This is a genomic window from Brucella sp. RRSP16 (genome assembly GCF_052246815.1).
Lineage (GTDB): Bacteria > Pseudomonadota > Alphaproteobacteria > Rhizobiales > Rhizobiaceae > Brucella > Brucella intermedia.
In genome coordinates, this window is sequence record NZ_JBQQAM010000006.1 from 27,998 (window position 1) to 44,795 (window position 16,798).

Genomic DNA, 16,798 nt, shown 5'->3' on the forward strand with positions numbered 1-16,798 from the left:
TGATCGACCGATGCCGTCCCGGAGGGAGGACACGCAATTGAAGAAGTCTCTCGTTCGTCGTTCTGTTACCGCTGTCCTTGTAACGGTGCTCTGGGCCTTGCCCGTGCAGCCCGGTCTCGCCCAGCAGGCTCCGGCTGGCGGAGCGCCTCCCGTGGTCGTGCGCAAAGTGGAATTGGCGCCCGCAACCGCGCCGTTTCGTTTCAACGGGCAGGTGGAGGCGATTGAAGCGGTCGATATTCAGGCCCGGATCACGGGTTTCCTGAAGGAAAAGGCGTTTGAACAGGGATCGGCGGTCAAGGCAGGCGACCTCCTTTTCGAAATCGAGCCGGATCAGATGCAGGCGGCGGTCATGTCCGCGGAAGCACAGGTTGCGCGGGCGGAAGCCGCCCAGAATGCCGCACGGCAAACACTCTCCCGAACGCGGACCCTCGCCAACCGGAATACTGTTTCGCAAGCCGCTCTCGATGATGCGCAGGCCGCGTTCGACATTGCCACGGCGGATGTGCGGAACGCCGAAGCCGCGCTCAACAATGCCCGGCTCAATCTCTCCTATACGCAGGTCAGATCGCCGATTGACGGGACGATAGGACGTTCGCTCTTCACAGTGGGCAATCTGGTCGGCCCGAGCATGGGGCCGCTTGCACGCATCGTGCAGCTTGATCCCGTGCGGGTTGTGTTTTCCATCCCGGACCGCGCGCTGATCGCCATTCGCCAGAAGGAAGCGGGAGGTGGCACGGTCAGCCCGGAAAGCTTCAAGGTGAGCCTGACGCTTGCCAATGGTACGCAATATGGCGAACGCGGGACCATCCAGTTCATCGACAATGAGGTGAGCGCGCAGACCGGCACAGTGGCGGTGCGGGCGCTGTTTGCCAATCCGAACCATATTCTGGTTCCCGGGCAGGTGGTTGCCGTCAATCTCATGGATGAAACGGCCGGTGAATTGCCGGTGGTCCCCATGGGGTCCGTGTTGCAGGACCGGCAGGGCAAATATGTCTATGTTCTCAACGAAGGAAACACGGTTTCCCGACGACCCATCGTGACGGGCACACGCATTGACAATGGGTGGTCGGTCACGGATGGCCTCAAGGCCGGTGAAACGATTGTCGTCGAGGGCTTGCAGCGCATCGCAGACGGGCAGGCCGTATCTCCTCTTGACCCGATCCCCGGCAGTGCAGGGGTGGGGCAATGATTTCCGAGCTATTCATAAGGCGAACCCGCCTCGCAATCGTCATCTCGATCATCATTTCCATCGCCGGTGCGATTGCGATCTTTTCATTGCCTATCCAGCAATATCCGCAGATCACGCCGCCGACGGTCAATGTATCGGCCTCCTATCCGGGCGCGAGCGCGGAGGTGCTCGCCGATGTCGTCGGCGGACCGCTGGAAACGGCAATCAACGGTGTCGATGGCATGATGTATATGTCGTCCACCAGTTCCAATGCCGGGCAGTATTCGCTGTCCGTCACTTTTGAAGTGGGGACCGACCCTGAACTGGCGCAGATCAATGTCCAGAACCGCGCGCAGCTGGCGATCTCCCGTCTGCCCGCAGCGGTGGCGCAGCAAGGCGTGTCGGTCCGGTCCCGTTCGCCGGATTTCGTGTTGGCCATAGCGTTCTACTCACCGGACGACAGCCTGAACGCCCTTGAAATCACAAATTTCGCCACGACCACGATTGTCGATGCGCTGGCCCGCGTACCCGGCGTCGGCGAGATGAATGTCGTGGGCGCGTCCGAATATTCGATGCGCGTCTGGCTCAATCCGCAGCGCATGGACGCGCTCGGCATAACGGTCGATGAGGTTTCGGCCGCGATCCAGCGCCAGAATATCCAGGCGACGCTCGGTCAGGCTGGCGCGCCGCCCATGCGCGTGGGGACCGAGCTTCAATATACGCTGGTGGCCGAGGGGCGGCTTCGCGATACGGAGGAGTTTGGAAACATCGTCGTTCGTACCGGGGCCGACGGTGCGAAAGTGTTCCTGCGCGACATCGCGCGTCTGGAACTGGGCGCACGCAACTATGCTTCGAGAGCAAGTTTTGCCGGTCATGAATCGGCTATGCTGCAGATCAACCAGTCGCCCGGCGCCAATGCGATCCAGACCGCGACAGCCGTGGAGGCAGAGCTTGAACGCCTGTCGTCGAGATTTCCGGCGGGGCTGCAATATCATGTCGTCTATGATGCGACACGGTTCGTCGAGGCGAGCCTGCAACTGACCACTCGAACATTGTTCGAGGCTTTCGTGATCGTGCTCGCGGTCACATTCATCTTCCTTCAGGACTGGCGGGCGACGCTGATCTCGGCGCTGGCCATACCGGTCTCCATGCTGGGTGCGGTGGCGGTGCTGTTTGCGGTCGGCTATTCGCTGAACATGATCTCGCTGCTGGCTCTCGTCCTTGCCATCGGGCTTGTGGTGGACGATGCAATCCTGGTCGTGGAAAACGTCAAACATGTGCTGGAAGACGAGCCGGACATTCCGGTCATCGATGCGACGCGCAAGGCGATGCACCAGATCACCGGGCCGATCATTTCCACGACGCTCGTCCTGCTGGCGGTGGTCACGCCCACCGCTTTTCTGGAGGGCATCGGCGGACAGCTTTACAGGCAGTTCGCAGTCACGATCTCGTCGGCGCTGGTACTTTCCTCATTCGTGGCCCTGACGCTCAGTCCAGCGCTTGCAGCGTTTCTGCTCAGGCACGGGCAGCGCGGTTACCGCAGGGGTCCACTGGCGTGGTTCTCAAGCTCCATGGAGAAAACCCGCGAAGGCTACGGCAAGATCGTCGGTGTTCTGGTGAAGCACTGGGTCATACCGGTTGCAGGCGTCGTCGCCTGTTTTGCACTGGCCTATTTCGTCTTTGTCAATCTTCCCGCAACCTTCCTGCCCGATGAAGATCAGGGCGCTCTCTTTGTCGACATACAGCTGCCGAGCGCGGCTTCGCTCGACCGCACGAACCTGATCGTCGAGAATGTGCGCAAGACGCTGAGCGAAACCGAAGGCGTTCAGGATGTCATAACGGTGGCGGGTTCAGCATCCTGCAGTCAACGAGCACGCCCAACAGCGCCATGGCCGTTGCCGCGCTTACGCCATGGGCGGACCGCGAGACGAGGGCATTGCAGCTCAACAGCATCGTCAACGGCCTGCGCGCGAAATTCTCGCAGGTTCCCGGCGCAAATGTTGCCGTATTCGCGCCGCCCGCAATCGCGGGCATGGGAGCGGTTGGCGGTCTCGATTTCCGGCTGCAGGCCTTGCAGGGCCAGCCTCCGCAGGAGATCGCGCAGGTGGTTGCCTCCTTGCTGGGTTCCATCAATCAGCGTCCCGAAATCGCTGGTGCGGCAACCACTTTCAACGCGAATGTCCCGCAGATCTATGTCGATGTCGACCGTTCCCGCGCCGAAGCCCTTGGCCTCAGCGTGTCGGATATATATGCGGCGATCGGTGCGAATTTCGGCTCGCGCTACGTCAATGATTTCACGCTGAACGGGCGCGTTTTCCAGGTCAACCTGCAGGCCGATTCCGACTTCCGCGCGCATAGCGAGGATATCCTCAAGCTCCATGTCCGCAACCGCAGCGGAGCCATGGTCCCGCTGCGGAGCGTGGTGTCGCTGACCACGGTTTTGGCGCCCTTCGTCATCACCCGCTACAATCTTGCAGCTTCGGCGCAGGTCAACGCCGTAACCGCTCCGGGTTCCAGCAGCGGGCAGGCCATGGCGGCGATGGAACAGGTCGCTTCGGAAGTCCTGCCGGAAGGCTATGGCTACGAATGGTCGGGACTATCCTTCCAGGAAAGAAGAAGCAGCGGTCAGGAGACGCTCATCTTCGCGCTTGCCTTCCTCTTCGCCTATCTCTTCCTTGTCGCCCAATACGAAAGCTGGGCCTTGCCGGCAGTCGTGATCCTGTCGCTGGGCGCTGCGCTTTTGGGGGCCGTCGCGGGCCTCACATTCTTCGGGTTGCAGAACAGCCTCTATGTGCAGATCGCGATGGTGTTGCTGATCGGGCTTGCCGCAAAGAACGCCATCCTGATTGTGGAGTTCGCCAAGGAACAACGCGAGGCCGGTCTGACGGCGGGGGAGGCTGCCCGTGCCGGTGCCGAACAGCGTTTTCGTGCCGTCATGATGACAGCCGTTTCCTTTATCCTCGGCATTCTGCCCCTCATCCTGTCGTCGGGCGCAGGCGCTGGCGCGAGACAGGCTGTCGGCGTCACGATCTTTGGCGGGATGGTGGCCGCCACAAGTCTGGGATTGCTTCTCACCCCCGGTCTCTACTTCGTCATTCAGCGACTGGCCGAGCATCTGCCCGAGCGCCTGGGCGGGCGGCCCGATGAGAAAAAGGATTCAGTTTCTGAAACCGTGCAAGAGTGAGATTTCCCACAGCTTCCGCTTCATTATTGCGATAGTGGGAACGCAACAGAAAACGAGAGCATGACCATGAAAGCCAGACAATTCTTGCAGATAGGGCTGATCGCAGCCAGTTTCGCCGTTCCCCATGTCGCAAGCGCCGAGGGAAAGACTGAATCTGAAAGGAACCTGCAGGCTTTTCCGGCCGCGCCGTCCGGTTCCTACCGCTATGTCATCCATCTTCCGCCGCTTGAAAAGGAACAGGATGCAAAAGTGGAAATCATCGCGGGGCGCAACGCAACAGTGGACTGCAATATAAGCTGGTTTGGCGGAAGTCTGACCCCGAGTACCGTTGAAGGCTGGGGCTTCGACTATTTCACCCTCACGGCAAGCGACCGCATGTCCGGCACGCTGATGGCCTGCCCGGAAGACAGCAAGCGAACCGATTTCGTGCCGGTGCGCGGCGAGAATTTCATGCTGCGCTACAATAGCCGCCTCCCGATTGTCATCTATGCGAAGGACGGTTTCGAAATCCGCTATAGAATCTGGAAGCCTTCGGAAGAAACCCACAATGCGGAGCGGGGATAGGCGTCGCGCTATCGCGCAAGCCGATCAATCCCGCTATGCCGTCATTATCCGGTAAATCGCGGGCAGAGCGAATGGCAGTTTCGACAGTCTGGCCACGAGCGCATAGTTTCTGCGGCCGAAAAGTGCGGGGAGATAGCTGCTGGCCTCGCGGTCGACCGTCACGGCAAAGACGTTGACGCCTCTGGCGCGCGCTTCTTGGACTGCCCTGCGGCTGTCCTCAAGGGCGAACCGGCCTTCATAGTGATCGACATCGTTCGGCTTGCCATCCGTCAGCACCAGCAGGAGCTTCTTGCGGTTGGGCTGTTCGGCAAGCTTTGCCGTTGAATGGCGGATGGCTGCTCCCATTCGCGTATAGAAGCCGGGTTTCAGCGCCGCAATGCGGTGTTCGACCGCCGGTCCGAAGGCTTCGTCAAAGTCCTTCGCCGTTTCGACCCGCACCCATGAACGGCGGCGCGAGGTGAAGGTCTGGATGGAACAGCGGTCGCCGCAGGCTGCAATGCCATTGGCCAGAACCAGAAGCGCCTCCTTTTCCACATCCAGCACGCGTCGATTGTCGATCCAAGCATCGGTGGACAGCGACACGTCGACCAGAATGGTAACCGCAAGGTCGTTTGCCTTGGGGCGGCTCATAAGGTGCACACGGTCGCTCCCCTGACCACCGGCGGCAAAGTCGCATCGCGAACGGACCACGGCATCAAGATCGAGATCATTGCCGTCAAGTTGCGCCCGCATCAATTCGCGGCCCGGACGCAGGATCTCAAACTGGCGGCGCACGCGTCGCACAAGGCTCATTGCTTCATCATCGAGTTCCATTGGCACGTCACGAGCTTGCGCGGGGGCAGCCAGAACGTGGCAATGATCCTGAAGATAGCTTGCCTTACGGTAGTCCCATTCCGGATAGGTCAATCCGGCGGTGAGAGCCGTTCGGTCGATGGCTTCCGGCGGCAGGTCGAGGTCGAACCGGAAACGGGCAGCAGGCCTGCCCTTGCGCTCACCCAGTGTCAGATCGTCAAGCTCATCGGCGGATTTGGCGTTCTGCTCGTCGCTATCGTCGGTTGGCCGGTCGACGCTCACCATTTCGGCCATGGCCAGGATTTTTTCGAAGCGGTTGAGAATGAACGGGCTTCTGTCGGCCAGTCTCGGGTCCTGCTTCTCGCGATTGGCGATTTGCCGTCCGGTTTCGACGCCATCGACCTTGCTGCCGGGCACCGGGTGGTCGTCGCTGTCGCGCGGCGCGGTTTCCTCGCGCCTTATCAATTCCGGCCATAGCGGGACGGGCAGGGCAGGCAGATAGCTCGCGGGCGCGCAATGCGGAAAGATCGTGGGGATGCTGTCGTCGGGCAGTCCCGCGCCCTGTTTCAGAAGCACCAGAATCCGTTCTTCCACCTGTCGCTCCAGCCCATGGAGCGGGCGTTTGGGGCGTGCAGCCAGCACTGCTTCGCACAACCGCGCATAACGTTTCTGCAAGCCGGGAAATACCCGGCAAGTCTTCGCAACCGTTTCCGATGCGACAGCAAGCGAGGCAAGATTGCGGCGCAGCGGATCGGTGGGAAGCTCGTTCACCTCAACCGGCATCACCGCCATGTAACCGGCAAGCCAGACGTAAAGATCGTAATTGAGCGTGCGGTCGGGAAAAAGCGCGATCTCTGGCGGCAGCATCAATGTCGCTTCATCCCGCAATGGCTGGCTGAGTTTTTCTTCACCCAGGGCCATTCGCTGCCGCAAGCCCAGCCTGTGCCCGGAGGTTCGCGCGCGGGCGGGAGCGATCTGCACGGCCACGTCGCCGCCAAAACCGCGAAAGCAGATGGCAAGTTTCTGGCGAATATCGCCAAGCTGCACGGCTTGCTCGGGATAATGCGGCCATGATCCCGTCTTGCCGATCAGGCGATGCCACGCCCGGCCGACGGTTTCCTCCAGTTCCAGAAAATCCAGCATGGTGCGCCCGCCTATTTCAGCATTGCATCGGCAACTTCAATCAGCGCGGCCTTCACGTCCGGCTCGTCGGTCAAGGGCTCGATCATTGCGGCGCGCGCCGCTTCGCGTTGCGGCATGCCCGCCTCGATCAGCGTGGCGCAGTAGACCAGCAGGCGGGTCGAAACACCTTCTTCCAGATCGTGGCCTTTCAACCCGCGCAGCCGGTGCGCCAGCGCCACCAGCGGCGCGACCTTCTGCGCAGCAAGTCCGCTTTCTTCACTCACCACCGCGATTTCCTGCTCTTTCGGCAGAAAGTCGAACTCGATGGCGACGAAGCGCTGTCGCGTACTGGGCTTCAGGGATTTCAGCAGGTTTTGGTAACCCGGATTGTAGGATACGACGAGCATGAAGCGGTCGGGCGCTTCGAGCAGCTCCCCGGTGCGTTCCAATGGCAGAAGGCGGCGGTCATCGGTCAGCGGATGCAGGACCACGGCCACGTCCTTGCGCGCTTCGACGATCTCGTCGAGATAGCAGATGCCGCCTTCGCGCACGGCGCGGGTCAGCGGGCCGTCAACCCATATGGTATCGCCGCCCTTGAGCAGATAACGCCCCGTCAGGTCGGCGGCTGCCAGATCGTCATGGCAGGAAACTGTCGAGAGCGGCAGGCCGAGCTTTGCGGCCATATGGCTTACAAACCGCGTCTTGCCGCAGCCGGTCGGGCCTTTCAGGAGTAATGGCAGCTTGCGCGTCCATGCCATTTCAAAAAGCGCGCATTCATTGCCCGTTGCGCTGTAGGCAGGGATTGAGACGCCGGTATTGTCGACATTTCTGAGAATGGAGTTCATGGCCGTTTTCCTTTGCATCAAGCGGTGAAGTCCCGCCTGATGGCGGGGCCTGGCGTCGATCATTCGGCGGGCTGTACGAAGCCGGAAGTGTTTTCGCGGCGTTCCTTGCCCGGAACCAGCACGGCCCAGATGAACATGAAGGCCGAGATCACCACCACGACGCCGGAGCCGAGGCGTATCCAGTAGAATTCGGCCAGCTGATCCTGCACAGTCATGAATGCTTCTCCGAGCACGCGCTGAAGGTGGGTCTGCACGACGCCCGCAAAGGTCAGCGCGAATGTCATCACGGACATGGCCGTGCACATCGCCCAGAAGCTCACCATGGAGAGCATCTGGTTATATGGCGCCCGTCCACGCAGTTCAGGGATCGCATAGGCCATGACCGCGAGGTTGAGCATGACATAGGCACCGAAGAAGGCGAGATGGCCATGGGCTGCCGTCAACTGTGTGCCGTGGGTGTAATAGTTGACCGAGGACAGCGTGTGCAGGAAACCCCATACGCCCGCTCCGAAGAAGGCCATCACCGAACAGCCGATGGACCAAAGAAGAGCCGCGCGGTTTGGATGTTTGCGACCAGCTTTCCATGTCATCACGAAGGTGAAGATGACCATGGTGAAGAACGGGGCGACTTCGAGCGTAGAGAACAGCGAACCGATCCACTGCCAGTAACCGGGCGCGCCGATCCAGTAATAATGGTGACCGGTGCCGAGAATACCGGAAAACAGGGCCAGTCCGACAATGACATAGAGCCATTTTTCGACGACTTCGCGGTCGATGCCGTTGAGCTTGATCATCAGGAAGGCGAGAATCGACGCCATGATCAGTTCCCACACGCCTTCAACCCACAGATGGATGACGTACCACCAGTAAAGCTTGTCGAGCGCGAGATTGATCGGGTTGTAGAAGGCGAAGAGGAAGAAAAGGGCAAGGCCCCACAGGCCGAACAGAAGGATGTTTGTTACGGTCGTCTTGCGGCCCTTGAGCGCCGTCAGCGTGATGTTGAACAGGAAGATCAGGCAGACGACGACAATGCCGACCTTGATGATGAATGGCTGTTCGAGAAATTCCCGCCCCTCGTGAATATGGAACAGGTAACCGACAACGGCGATGCCTGCCGCGACGAAGAAAAGCCAGAACTGGATGACGGCGAGCCTGGTGCTGTAAAGCTCGGTTTCTGTCTCCTCAGGCAGCAGATAATAGGTTGAACCCATGAAGCCCATCAGCAGCCAGACCACCAGCGCATTGGTGTGGATCATGCGGACGATGTTGAAGGGGAGCAGCTCGGAGAGAGTGTTGGGCAGGACATAGATCGTACCGGCGAGAACGCCGAATGCGACCTGCGCGATGAACAGTACGAGCGCTCCATAGAAATAGAGCATCGCAACCTTTTGGCTTTCATATTTCATAGTGTGTAACTCCGTTCATCCCGCGCTCAGCCTGCCTCGTTGGGCGGCCAGTCCTGCGTCTTGATGCGGCTGGTCCATTCAAGGAAATCAGCCAGATCGTTGAGTTCCTGTTCGCTCAGGTTGAACTGGGGCATCTGGCGACGCCCTTCGATCCCGGTGGGTTGTGCCTGCATCCACGCTTTCATCGTCTCGCGTGCGCCTTCCGGGTCTTCTTCCCCGCCCCAGCGCTTCCAGACATTGCCGAGCTCGGGCGCGAAATAGGCGCCTTCACCCAGCAGCGTGTGGCAGTTGATGCAGGAGTTTTTCTCCCAGATGTGCTTGCCGCGGGCAACCGATGCCGTCAGCGTCGATTCATCCGTGGATGTCGTTTTCATGTAGTAGTGGCTGTGCGCCGTCAGCCCCACGAAGATCGCGAAAAAGAAAATAGACCCGCCGTAGAAGACGTTTCGAGCGCCGGTCTTGGTTAGGCGTTCTGCCATCCCTTCGTCCTTTCATTGGCCGGGGTCAAAGCCCGGCAAATTCCCCCGTCGATAATGTGGCTGGTCATTCCCCTCGCCAGCATCACGGGACAGGACCGTTCTATCGGTCGGGCGAAAGCCTTCTTTGCGATTTGGCAAAGACTGGAGCGTTTCCAGCAAAGCGCAGAACGGGAGATGGAACAGTTGTTTAGAAGAGGATGCGGACAAGGGTGGAACGTCCGAGCGCAAGCGCCAGCAGGAGCGCAGGCCAGGCCAGCAAGGCAGGCCTCAAAAGGCCGTCCGTCTCGCGCATCTCCATGAAGTCGAGGATGACGAACCAGCCTTTCGCGAAGGCCAGGATCAGCACGATGACCACGGCTGCGAGCATTCCTGCGCTGGTGGCTGCGATGAATGCGCCGCTCAGGGCAAGGACAACGAGGACAATGAATGTTCGGGTGAGCGAATGAGCGCGATCGGACACTGTGGGCCTCAGGCAAGATAAAGGACAGGAAACATCACAAGCCATACGAGGTCGATGGCGTGCCAGAGCGTCGTGATCAGCAGGACATTGGATCGTGTCGGCCGCCATGCGACCAGCGCCAGCACCACCGAGCCGAACAGCACATGCATCAGGTGAAAGCCGGTCAGCAGAAAATAAAGCTCGAAAAAGGAACCGGCGGCATCATCGCCCGCGAACTCGATTTCATGCGAATATTCCACGAGCTTGATCGCCACGAAAATGAGACCGAAAAATGCGGCATATAAAAGCGGACGGCGAGCCCCGCTCAAATCGTTGCGTCTGCGCACGGCAATTGCCGCCTGCCAGCCGCTCATCAAAAGCACGACGGTGTTGGTTGCGGCGAGGGCGGGGCTCAGATGCGAACGCAGCTGCGTCACCCCTTCCACGTCGATGATCGACATCACCATGAAAGCGGTCAGCAGGATTGCGAAGGCGGCAAGCTCGCTCCACACCAGGATCCAGAGCAGGAGATCGTCTTCGAGGCGATCCTCCGAACCCGTTGCAACTAAGGTCAAATCTTCGGTTCCAGACATGGAACATGCCTAGCGCCCGCAATCGGGAGCTTCTTTGCGTTTTGGCAAAGAACAAACGCACTGACCGGGCCAGTGTATCGCCACCATAGCAAAGGAAATTTCAATGACCGACGCACAGATCGGGCTCATGGTCGCGACACCGGCGATCATCGGCTTTTCACTGGTTCTCTATCGTATGGGAGCCTTGCAGGGCGCTGGCACCCTGTCCGCCGTTGCGGCTTCCATCGTGATTGCCGCCGTCCTTTTCCTCGGTCAATAGGCGAGGGAGACGGGAGCCGCGCATGCGCTGCCCGTCGTCCCGAATCTCTTTGAAAAGAAATCTCTTTAAATATTTGTTTTAATTGAGTTTTGCTTGGATTTCGGCGGCTGTTTTCGCTCGATTTTCAGGCGTTTTCCGCCGCCCTATCGCTCGCCATCGGCCAGCCGCCTGATGCCCGACATATTGAGAACGGTCAGTTTCTGGCGTCCGCCGCGAACAAATCCCTGTCCTTCCCAGCCGGTGAGAATGCGCGACACCGTATGCAGCGTCGTCCCGGTCATTTCGGCGATATCCTGCTTCGTGATCGGGAAATCGATGCGAATACCGTCTTCCTCTTTCCGTCCAGCCTGACGCGCAAGGCGCAGAACCGTGTGCGCGACACGCCGCTCGACTTCTTCCGTCGACATTTCGCGGATGCGCGTATGGGCTTCTTCCAGTCGCTTGCCGATGGTCTGGATCGCATTCATCGCCAGACCGGGATTCTGTTCGACGAAATAGTCCCAAAGCTCGGTTGGCCAGGCGAGAACGATGCTTTCCGCCACGGCGACCGCCGTGCCGGGATAATCGCTTCTCTGCAAGGCGCGCGCAAAGCCGAAAAGGTCGCCCGGATGCACCATGCGGACGATGATCTGCTGTCCGTCCGGCGTCACCTGATTGACCTTCAATCGCCCGTGCAGGAGCAGATAGAACAGGACGGCATCGTCGCCCTGTTCAAAAATCGCCTCTCCCGGCAGAACGCGCTTTGTGGTTGCATATGAAACAAGCTTATCGAGTTCGCCATCACTCATTTTGGCGAACAGGGACAGTTTCCTGACAAGTCCGCGATCTATCATGGACATTGCATTTTCTCACACTCCAAGACCCATGTTCACCTTAGCACAGCACAGCGGGCTTGGAATTGTTTTCGCAGCCGGGGACCGGGCATTCACAGCTCATGCACCTATGTTCTGGATACGCTTCCACACCACGGCATACCAGCGGTTGTCACGCACAAGCCTGAAACCGAGATTGTCGGGCGGGACGCCGACGCTGCATCCTCCGGTTTTCGGGTTGCGGATGAACGAGCTCATCGCCGCGCGGTGCTTGCCATTGACCACGTAAACGCCGCACGACGGCACTTCCGCAACCTGCTTGCCATAGGCATCGATATTGACGCGGCGGTGGCAGGTCTGCGTCCATTCCCACACATTGCCTGCAATGTCGGCTACTCCCAGTTCGTTGACGCCGAAGGCACCGGCGGGGCGTCGCGCGGGGTTTCTGTCCAGCTTGCGGGCGCTTTGTTTCTCATAATCCCTCAGCCAGCGGATTGCAGGATTACTTGCGGCATCGTCCTCGATACCAAGCGCATCGTCGGGAAAGCGCGACCCTGCGGCGAAAGCCCACTGCTCGTCTGTCGGCAGGTGCCAGTTTTCGCCGGTCTTGCGCGACAGCCAGTCGGCATAGGCCAGTGCATCATCGTAATTCACGCCGACGACCGGCGCCTCGGCAGCCGATGCATCGTGATTGTGCGGCAGGGCCTCGGCAGGCTGGCATGCGCCATCCTCCACGCAGAGTTCGTAGTCGGCCGTGCCGACCTGATATTTCATGATCTCGAATGGCCGTGACAGCCTGCGCGTCGTCAGCGGCGCATCGACGGGATAATTGTTCTTCTGGAAGTCGCCATCGGCCCGATAGGTCATGGTGCGGGGCGTAATGACAACCGTTTCGGGACGCAGCGCAGACGCGCCCGGCAGCGATTGACCCGGACGTCCCACGGCGCCAACGACCAACAGCCCCGCCACAACTGCCAGCAGAACCGCCGGAACGGCCACCGCAAGCTCTCGCAGGCACTTCTTTCCTTTGCATTTGTTCATCGGATAACAGGGGACCGCATCCATCCGGGAGGCAGGCGGATGCAGCCCCGAGCCTTTCTTCGCAAAGCAACAGTTAGGGAAGGTTTGCCAAAGGCGCTCCGGGAGGCGAAGCGCCTTCGTGCATTGGCCTTATGTGCCCGACGGGGCCAGAACCGATGTCATCAGGTCGTCGTTCCATTCACCCGTGACCTTGAAGTGGGCTGCTGCGCCAAGTTCAAAGGCCTCGATCAGGTTGTGGTTCACATAGGCATAGATGCCGGGCTGCTGGAACGTATAGAAAGCTGCTCCGGCTGCACCGCCCGGAATGAACCAGGTTTCCTGATCGACATCGGGCGGCGTGTTGAACTTGCCGGTCGACCAGACATAATCTCCGTGACCTCCGATGAGGTGCGGTCTGGTATCGCGATTGGCCTGCGAATGGACGATCAGGACCTTCTCGCCAACCGCCGCCGTCATTGCCTTGTCGCCCGTCAGTGCGCCGACGGCGCCGTTGAACACGACATGGGTCGGGGTGAGGGTGCGCATGACTTTGACGGTGTCTTCATATGCGTCGCCCGGCGCATCGTACTTCTTGAATTTCCCGTTCTCGTCACGCGGCACATAGAAATCCTGCTCTCCGACATAATAGATCTTGTCGTAGGTCAGGGCCTTGCCCTTGCCGTCATGCAGTCCCTCGCGCGGCAGCACCATGATCGCGCCGTTCATGCCCGAGACGACATGCCATGGAACCATTCCGGGAGGTGCGCAGTGATAGACGAAGACGCCGGGCTTGGTCGCCTTGAAGCGCAGGATGGTCTTTTCCCCCGGATTGATTTCCGTCAGCCCGCCGCCGCCAAGCGCACCCGTTGCGGCGTGGAAATCGATATTGTGCATCAGCGTGTTGGTTTCGGGGTTGATGAGCGTCAGCTCGACATAATCGTCCTGATGCACCACCATCAGCGGCCCCGGAACCGTGCCGTTGAATGCCATGGCGTGAACTTCGGTTCCCGCGTCATCGATGACGATCTTCTTTTCCTCGATCACCATGGTGAATTCGATCACCTTTGGGCCACCCTCGGCAACCTGGGTGTGGGCGTGCACGAAGGGAGGGTCCACCAACTCCACCTTCTGGCGCGGCAGCGCCGCAATCTCCGCAGCACTTGCCTTTCTCACCGCACCCTGTCCCCAGGCCGATGTGGTTGCCAGCACCGGCGCAAGCGCCCCTGCGAGGGCGGCTCCCGCCAATATGCTGCGGCGGCTGATTTGCATCTGGTCGACCATCGATACTCTCCTTTACGATAGGACCGAGCATTTCCTGCTCTGTCTTGCCGACTATAGAAAAGGCCGTGTGGATGGTCCTTGACTGCGATCAAGGTGATGCAGAAAATCGGGTAATATTAACCCGGCAATATCAATAGCTTATCTTCAGTTCTTGATTTATGTTCCGCCTTGTTTGCGCTGGCGCAAAGGCTTTTTGGCAAAGGGTTCCGCCCAAAAAGAAACCAGCGAACAGTCTGGCGCCATTCGCTGGTCTCGATGAGGGGTTGCGTGACCCTGGATTACTCGCCAAATCGGGCCTGTACTTCAGGCGCCGCCATCTCGGGCATCCACTCCGGTTCATAGGTCAGCTCGACATTCACCGCCCGAATGCCTTCGACAGATTCGACGCTGGCGCGCACGGCATCGGTCAGAAAACCGGCTGCGGGGCAACCGGGCGTCGTTGTCGTCATGCTGATATCGACCTTGCCGCCATCATCTATGTCGATGCTGTAGATCATGCCGAGATCGATCAGGTTGAAACCGAGTTCGGGATCGAGCACCAGACGCAGATTGTCGATGATCTGCTGCTCCATTCGGGCATGGGCTATGTGCTGCATGGCATCTACCCCGGTTCTCCGACGCGGATCATGATGCGATAGGCATTGCCGGTTTCATCGAAATTGCCGACCCATGCATGGCCGCGTTTTTCAAGCTCGGGAAACAGGAACAAAGGCTCCCGGTGCAGGAGGGCGAACAGAACCGCACCAGCGGGCATATCCTCCACTTCGGCCAGAATGCGCACCATGGGTTCCGGCGGCTGCATGTCCGAGCAGTCGAGATAGCGCGATGGCTCCGGCCAGACATCCGGCGAAACGACATTGTCGGAAAACTGCAACTCCGGCGCAGCATCCGCCGCCGGGCTGAAAAGCACCTGCCAGTCGCCGTTTTCCAGAGGCTCGGCCTTTGCGGAAAAGCCTTTCCGCTCCATGACGCTGAAAAGCGGTGCCGGTTTGAACGGCGCGATCAGCAGGAGGCCTTGTCCCGGCGCAAGGCCATCGACTGCTTCCATGATGGCGTTGAACGGTTCCACGCCGCCCTTGATCAGCGGGCGCACGTCCAGCACATGGTGTGCGATGTCCTGAACTGAGAGTGTCATTTCGATCTCCTGAAGATTGGTTCACCGGCATAGATCAGATGCGGCAGGGTTGCCCCTTTTGGCAGACGCAGGCCATGCGGTACATCCAGAAGCCGCCGGGCGCGAAAGAATTGCACGGTCAATGCGAGTATGGCGACGAGACTTAAGGCTACGGCAAGGCGAAACACCGCCGGATAACCGGCAATGAGGGCCAGCGTCGCAACCGCAACGCCGCTATAATAAAGAGCGAACCATTGGCGTGCGCGCGCCTCGCTGACCATATCCTGCACGCGCGGCGTCGGTGCGCGTCCCATCACCGGACCATAGCATTCGAGCCAGGTCAGGAACGGTATGATCTTGTAGAGCTGGGCAAGGCTCAGGCCGGAAAGCCAGCCAAAGGTGAACAGATAGACGAGACCGGCAATCATGCGGTCGGAGACGCCTGTCCAGAACAGGGCGACGGCCAGCAGCAGCGAAAGCCCCAGCGCGATGAAGGCCGGAATGCTGGCCGCGCTGTTCAGCTCAATCGTCTTGCGTTTGCGCTGCCGGTAGATCGCGCGGATATCGACGATATAAAGCGCGATGCAGGCAATGCCGGGAACGAGAGCCGCCGTGACGGCAATCTCGGTCGATCCCATTTCCAGCGCTGCAATGACGATCCCGGCTGCAAGGATGGTCAGGGCGGCAGTGCCCTCCCACCATATGATTCTGGTTGTTTGCCGCACGGCGTCGGGCGACAGCATGAACATTGTCAAAAGCCTGTAGCTGACGCCCATGGCGGTAAAGGTCATCCAGCCGCCAAGACCAAGCGCGGCGTGAACCGGCAATGCCGATCCCGCAATATCGAGCAGGACGGCCTGCTCCGTGAAGCCGGACAGCGCGAAGGTGAAAATACTGCCAAGCAGTGCCGTTATCAGAAGACAACAGATGCCTGCCGCGACGAACCGCGCAGGCAGGGCGATCGGGCGGGCAAGCCAGAGCGTCATGCCCAATACTGCGAAAATGAGGGAAAATCCGCAGGTCAGCAACATGCCCGAGGCCGGCAGCAGCCATGCCGGACTTTCCGTCAGGCCCGCCATGCCCGCAAAGCCGACAAGCAGGCCGGAAAGGCCCGTCACCAGCAGAAGCAAGGCGGGGAGGCTTGCACCGCTTCCCCATAAGGGGCGGTTCACCAGAACCGGGACGAATTGCAGCAGTGCGCCGCTCATCAGCAGGGCCAGCCAGCCGATGGAAACGGCATGCACGACGATGAGCGTTTCGGCGGCGCGAATCCCATGAACCGGAAAGCCGAAACCGCCCGCCATCAATCCAAGCCCGAAGACGAGGAAAGCCAGCGAAGCAGTAAAATAAGACAGGGTCCAACGGGAAAGCGTCGCGCCGATCATCTCAATTCGTCCCGGACATGGGTCTGCAAGACTTCAGTGATTGCCGCAGCTGCATTCATGGTCTGCGCCATGATGGATTTTCCGGCGGCCGATCTCGACGCGCCATAGCGGGCCGGTTTCCTTGTAGACCCAGGAGAAGGCGCCCGGATTGCGGTTTTCGAGCTGGCGGCGCAGCGGCACCGGATCGTGATCGTTGACGATTTCCAGCGCTTCGCCGGGCTCGAGCGCGTCGATCATCGCGAAGATCGTCGCATGTCGCGAAATGGGCGGTATGGTGCGGACATCGATTACGGGGGAGAGGGAAACAGGTTCTGCCGACATCTTGTTGTTCCGTG

16 protein-coding genes and 1 pseudogene are annotated in these 16,798 nt (G+C 59.9%); 4 read left to right on the forward strand and 13 right to left on the reverse strand.

From position 1 onward, the window contains the following. Window positions 1–37 precede the first annotated feature (37 nt). The 3 genes and pseudogenes from ACS5UA_RS10835 (at window position 38) to eco (ending at window position 4,916) form a co-directional block, all read left to right on the forward strand. Window positions 38–1,189, forward strand: a complete 1,152-nt coding sequence (locus tag ACS5UA_RS10835) for an efflux RND transporter periplasmic adaptor subunit (RefSeq protein ID WP_112702326.1) — start codon at window positions 38–40, stop codon at window positions 1,187–1,189. Beyond that, window positions 1,186–4,352: pseudogene (locus ACS5UA_RS10840) on the forward strand (efflux RND transporter permease subunit). The gene ACS5UA_RS10835 and the pseudogene ACS5UA_RS10840 overlap by 4 nt, the downstream one beginning before the upstream one ends. A 66-nt stretch (window positions 4,353–4,418) precedes the next feature. Next, window positions 4,419–4,916, forward strand: a complete 498-nt coding sequence (gene eco, locus ACS5UA_RS10845) for a serine protease inhibitor ecotin (protein ID WP_244629942.1) — start codon at window positions 4,419–4,421, stop codon at window positions 4,914–4,916. A 33-nt stretch (window positions 4,917–4,949) separates the two neighbouring features. On the opposite strand, the gene ACS5UA_RS10850 is transcribed toward eco, so the two are convergent. The 6 genes from ACS5UA_RS10850 to ACS5UA_RS10875 form a co-directional block, all read right to left on the reverse strand. Then, a complete protein-coding gene (locus tag ACS5UA_RS10850; RefSeq protein WP_112702323.1) occupies window positions 4,950–6,851 on the reverse strand; it encodes a nitric oxide reductase activation protein NorD in 1,902 nt (633 codons plus the stop codon). Between the two features lie 11 nt (window positions 6,852–6,862). After that, window positions 6,863–7,675 carry a CbbQ/NirQ/NorQ/GpvN family protein gene (locus ACS5UA_RS10855; RefSeq protein ID WP_112702322.1) on the reverse strand — a complete coding sequence of 271 codons (813 nt, stop codon included), beginning with the start codon at window positions 7,673–7,675 and terminating at the stop codon, window positions 6,863–6,865. Window positions 7,676–7,734: 59 nt separating this feature from the next. Further along, on the reverse strand, window positions 7,735–9,081 hold the full coding sequence (locus ACS5UA_RS10860; protein WP_112702321.1) for a nitric-oxide reductase large subunit: 1,347 nt from the start codon (window positions 9,079–9,081) through the stop codon (window positions 7,735–7,737). 26 nt (window positions 9,082–9,107) lie between these two features. Then, on the reverse strand, window positions 9,108–9,560 hold the full coding sequence (locus ACS5UA_RS10865; protein ID WP_006466562.1) for a c-type cytochrome: 453 nt from the start codon (window positions 9,558–9,560) through the stop codon (window positions 9,108–9,110). A 187-nt stretch (window positions 9,561–9,747) separates the two neighbouring features. After that, on the reverse strand, window positions 9,748–10,020 hold the full coding sequence (locus ACS5UA_RS10870) for a cytochrome C oxidase subunit IV family protein (RefSeq protein WP_112702320.1): 273 nt from the start codon (window positions 10,018–10,020) through the stop codon (window positions 9,748–9,750). An 8-nt stretch (window positions 10,021–10,028) separates the two neighbouring features. Beyond that, window positions 10,029–10,592, reverse strand: coding sequence for a cytochrome c oxidase subunit 3 (locus tag ACS5UA_RS10875; RefSeq protein ID WP_112702319.1), 564 nt, complete (start codon window positions 10,590–10,592; stop codon window positions 10,029–10,031). Between the two features lie 103 nt (window positions 10,593–10,695). On the opposite strand from ACS5UA_RS10875, the gene ACS5UA_RS10880 reads away from it, so the two are divergent. Then, window positions 10,696–10,851, forward strand: a complete 156-nt coding sequence (locus ACS5UA_RS10880; protein WP_010660610.1) for a hypothetical protein — start codon at window positions 10,696–10,698, stop codon at window positions 10,849–10,851. Between the two features lie 143 nt (window positions 10,852–10,994). On the opposite strand, the gene ACS5UA_RS10885 is transcribed toward ACS5UA_RS10880, so the two are convergent. The 7 genes from ACS5UA_RS10885 to ACS5UA_RS10915 all read right to left on the reverse strand — a co-directional run bounded on the left by ACS5UA_RS10885 (window position 10,995) and on the right by ACS5UA_RS10915 (window position 16,784). Continuing rightward, window positions 10,995–11,690 carry a Crp/Fnr family transcriptional regulator gene (locus tag ACS5UA_RS10885; protein WP_006466568.1) on the reverse strand — a complete coding sequence of 232 codons (696 nt, stop codon included), beginning with the start codon at window positions 11,688–11,690 and terminating at the stop codon, window positions 10,995–10,997. 93 nt (window positions 11,691–11,783) lie between these two features. Then, window positions 11,784–12,704, reverse strand: a complete 921-nt coding sequence (locus ACS5UA_RS10890; RefSeq protein WP_176588663.1) for an SUMF1/EgtB/PvdO family nonheme iron enzyme — start codon at window positions 12,702–12,704, stop codon at window positions 11,784–11,786. Between the two features lie 129 nt (window positions 12,705–12,833). Further along, window positions 12,834–13,964, reverse strand: a complete 1,131-nt coding sequence (gene nirK, locus ACS5UA_RS10895) for a copper-containing nitrite reductase (RefSeq protein ID WP_006466572.1) — start codon at window positions 13,962–13,964, stop codon at window positions 12,834–12,836. A gap of 278 nt (window positions 13,965–14,242) precedes the next feature. Beyond that, window positions 14,243–14,560 (reverse strand): metal-sulfur cluster assembly factor, encoded by a 318-nt coding sequence (locus tag ACS5UA_RS10900; protein WP_112702318.1) that lies wholly within the window; start codon window positions 14,558–14,560, stop codon window positions 14,243–14,245. A 5-nt stretch (window positions 14,561–14,565) separates the two neighbouring features. Further along, window positions 14,566–15,099, reverse strand: a complete 534-nt coding sequence (locus ACS5UA_RS10905; RefSeq protein ID WP_021584993.1) for a DUF2249 domain-containing protein — start codon at window positions 15,097–15,099, stop codon at window positions 14,566–14,568. Further along, window positions 15,096–16,463, reverse strand: a complete 1,368-nt coding sequence (locus ACS5UA_RS10910) for a hypothetical protein (protein ID WP_112702317.1) — start codon at window positions 16,461–16,463, stop codon at window positions 15,096–15,098. The genes ACS5UA_RS10905 and ACS5UA_RS10910 overlap by 4 nt, the downstream gene beginning before the upstream one ends. A gap of 33 nt (window positions 16,464–16,496) precedes the next feature. Next, the gene (locus tag ACS5UA_RS10915) at window positions 16,497–16,784 is read right to left on the reverse strand and encodes a DUF2249 domain-containing protein (protein ID WP_112702316.1); all 288 of its coding nucleotides are present in this window, start codon (window positions 16,782–16,784) and stop codon (window positions 16,497–16,499) included. Window positions 16,785–16,798: the final 14 nt, after the last annotated feature.

Coding starts and splice junctions, on each gene's coding strand:
- eco (WP_244629942.1), top strand. CDS start 4,419: ATGAAAGCCAGACAATTCTTGCAGATAGGGCTGATCGCAGCCAGTTTC.
- ACS5UA_RS10850 (WP_112702323.1), bottom strand. CDS start 6,851: ATGCTGGATTTTCTGGAACTGGAGGAAACCGTCGGCCGGGCGTGGCAT.
- ACS5UA_RS10855 (WP_112702322.1), bottom strand. CDS start 7,675: ATGAACTCCATTCTCAGAAATGTCGACAATACCGGCGTCTCAATCCCT.
- ACS5UA_RS10860 (WP_112702321.1), bottom strand. CDS start 9,081: ATGAAATATGAAAGCCAAAAGGTTGCGATGCTCTATTTCTATGGAGCG.
- ACS5UA_RS10865 (WP_006466562.1), bottom strand. CDS start 9,560: ATGGCAGAACGCCTAACCAAGACCGGCGCTCGAAACGTCTTCTACGGC.
- ACS5UA_RS10875 (WP_112702319.1), bottom strand. CDS start 10,592: ATGTCTGGAACCGAAGATTTGACCTTAGTTGCAACGGGTTCGGAGGAT.
- ACS5UA_RS10880 (WP_010660610.1), top strand. CDS start 10,696: ATGACCGACGCACAGATCGGGCTCATGGTCGCGACACCGGCGATCATC.
- ACS5UA_RS10885 (WP_006466568.1), bottom strand. CDS start 11,690: ATGTCCATGATAGATCGCGGACTTGTCAGGAAACTGTCCCTGTTCGCC.
- ACS5UA_RS10890 (WP_176588663.1), bottom strand. CDS start 12,704: ATGAACAAATGCAAAGGAAAGAAGTGCCTGCGAGAGCTTGCGGTGGCC.
- nirK (WP_006466572.1), bottom strand. CDS start 13,964: ATGGTCGACCAGATGCAAATCAGCCGCCGCAGCATATTGGCGGGAGCC.
- ACS5UA_RS10900 (WP_112702318.1), bottom strand. CDS start 14,560: ATGCAGCACATAGCCCATGCCCGAATGGAGCAGCAGATCATCGACAAT.
- ACS5UA_RS10905 (WP_021584993.1), bottom strand. CDS start 15,099: ATGACACTCTCAGTTCAGGACATCGCACACCATGTGCTGGACGTGCGC.
- ACS5UA_RS10910 (WP_112702317.1), bottom strand. CDS start 16,463: ATGATCGGCGCGACGCTTTCCCGTTGGACCCTGTCTTATTTTACTGCT.
- ACS5UA_RS10915 (WP_112702316.1), bottom strand. CDS start 16,784: ATGTCGGCAGAACCTGTTTCCCTCTCCCCCGTAATCGATGTCCGCACC.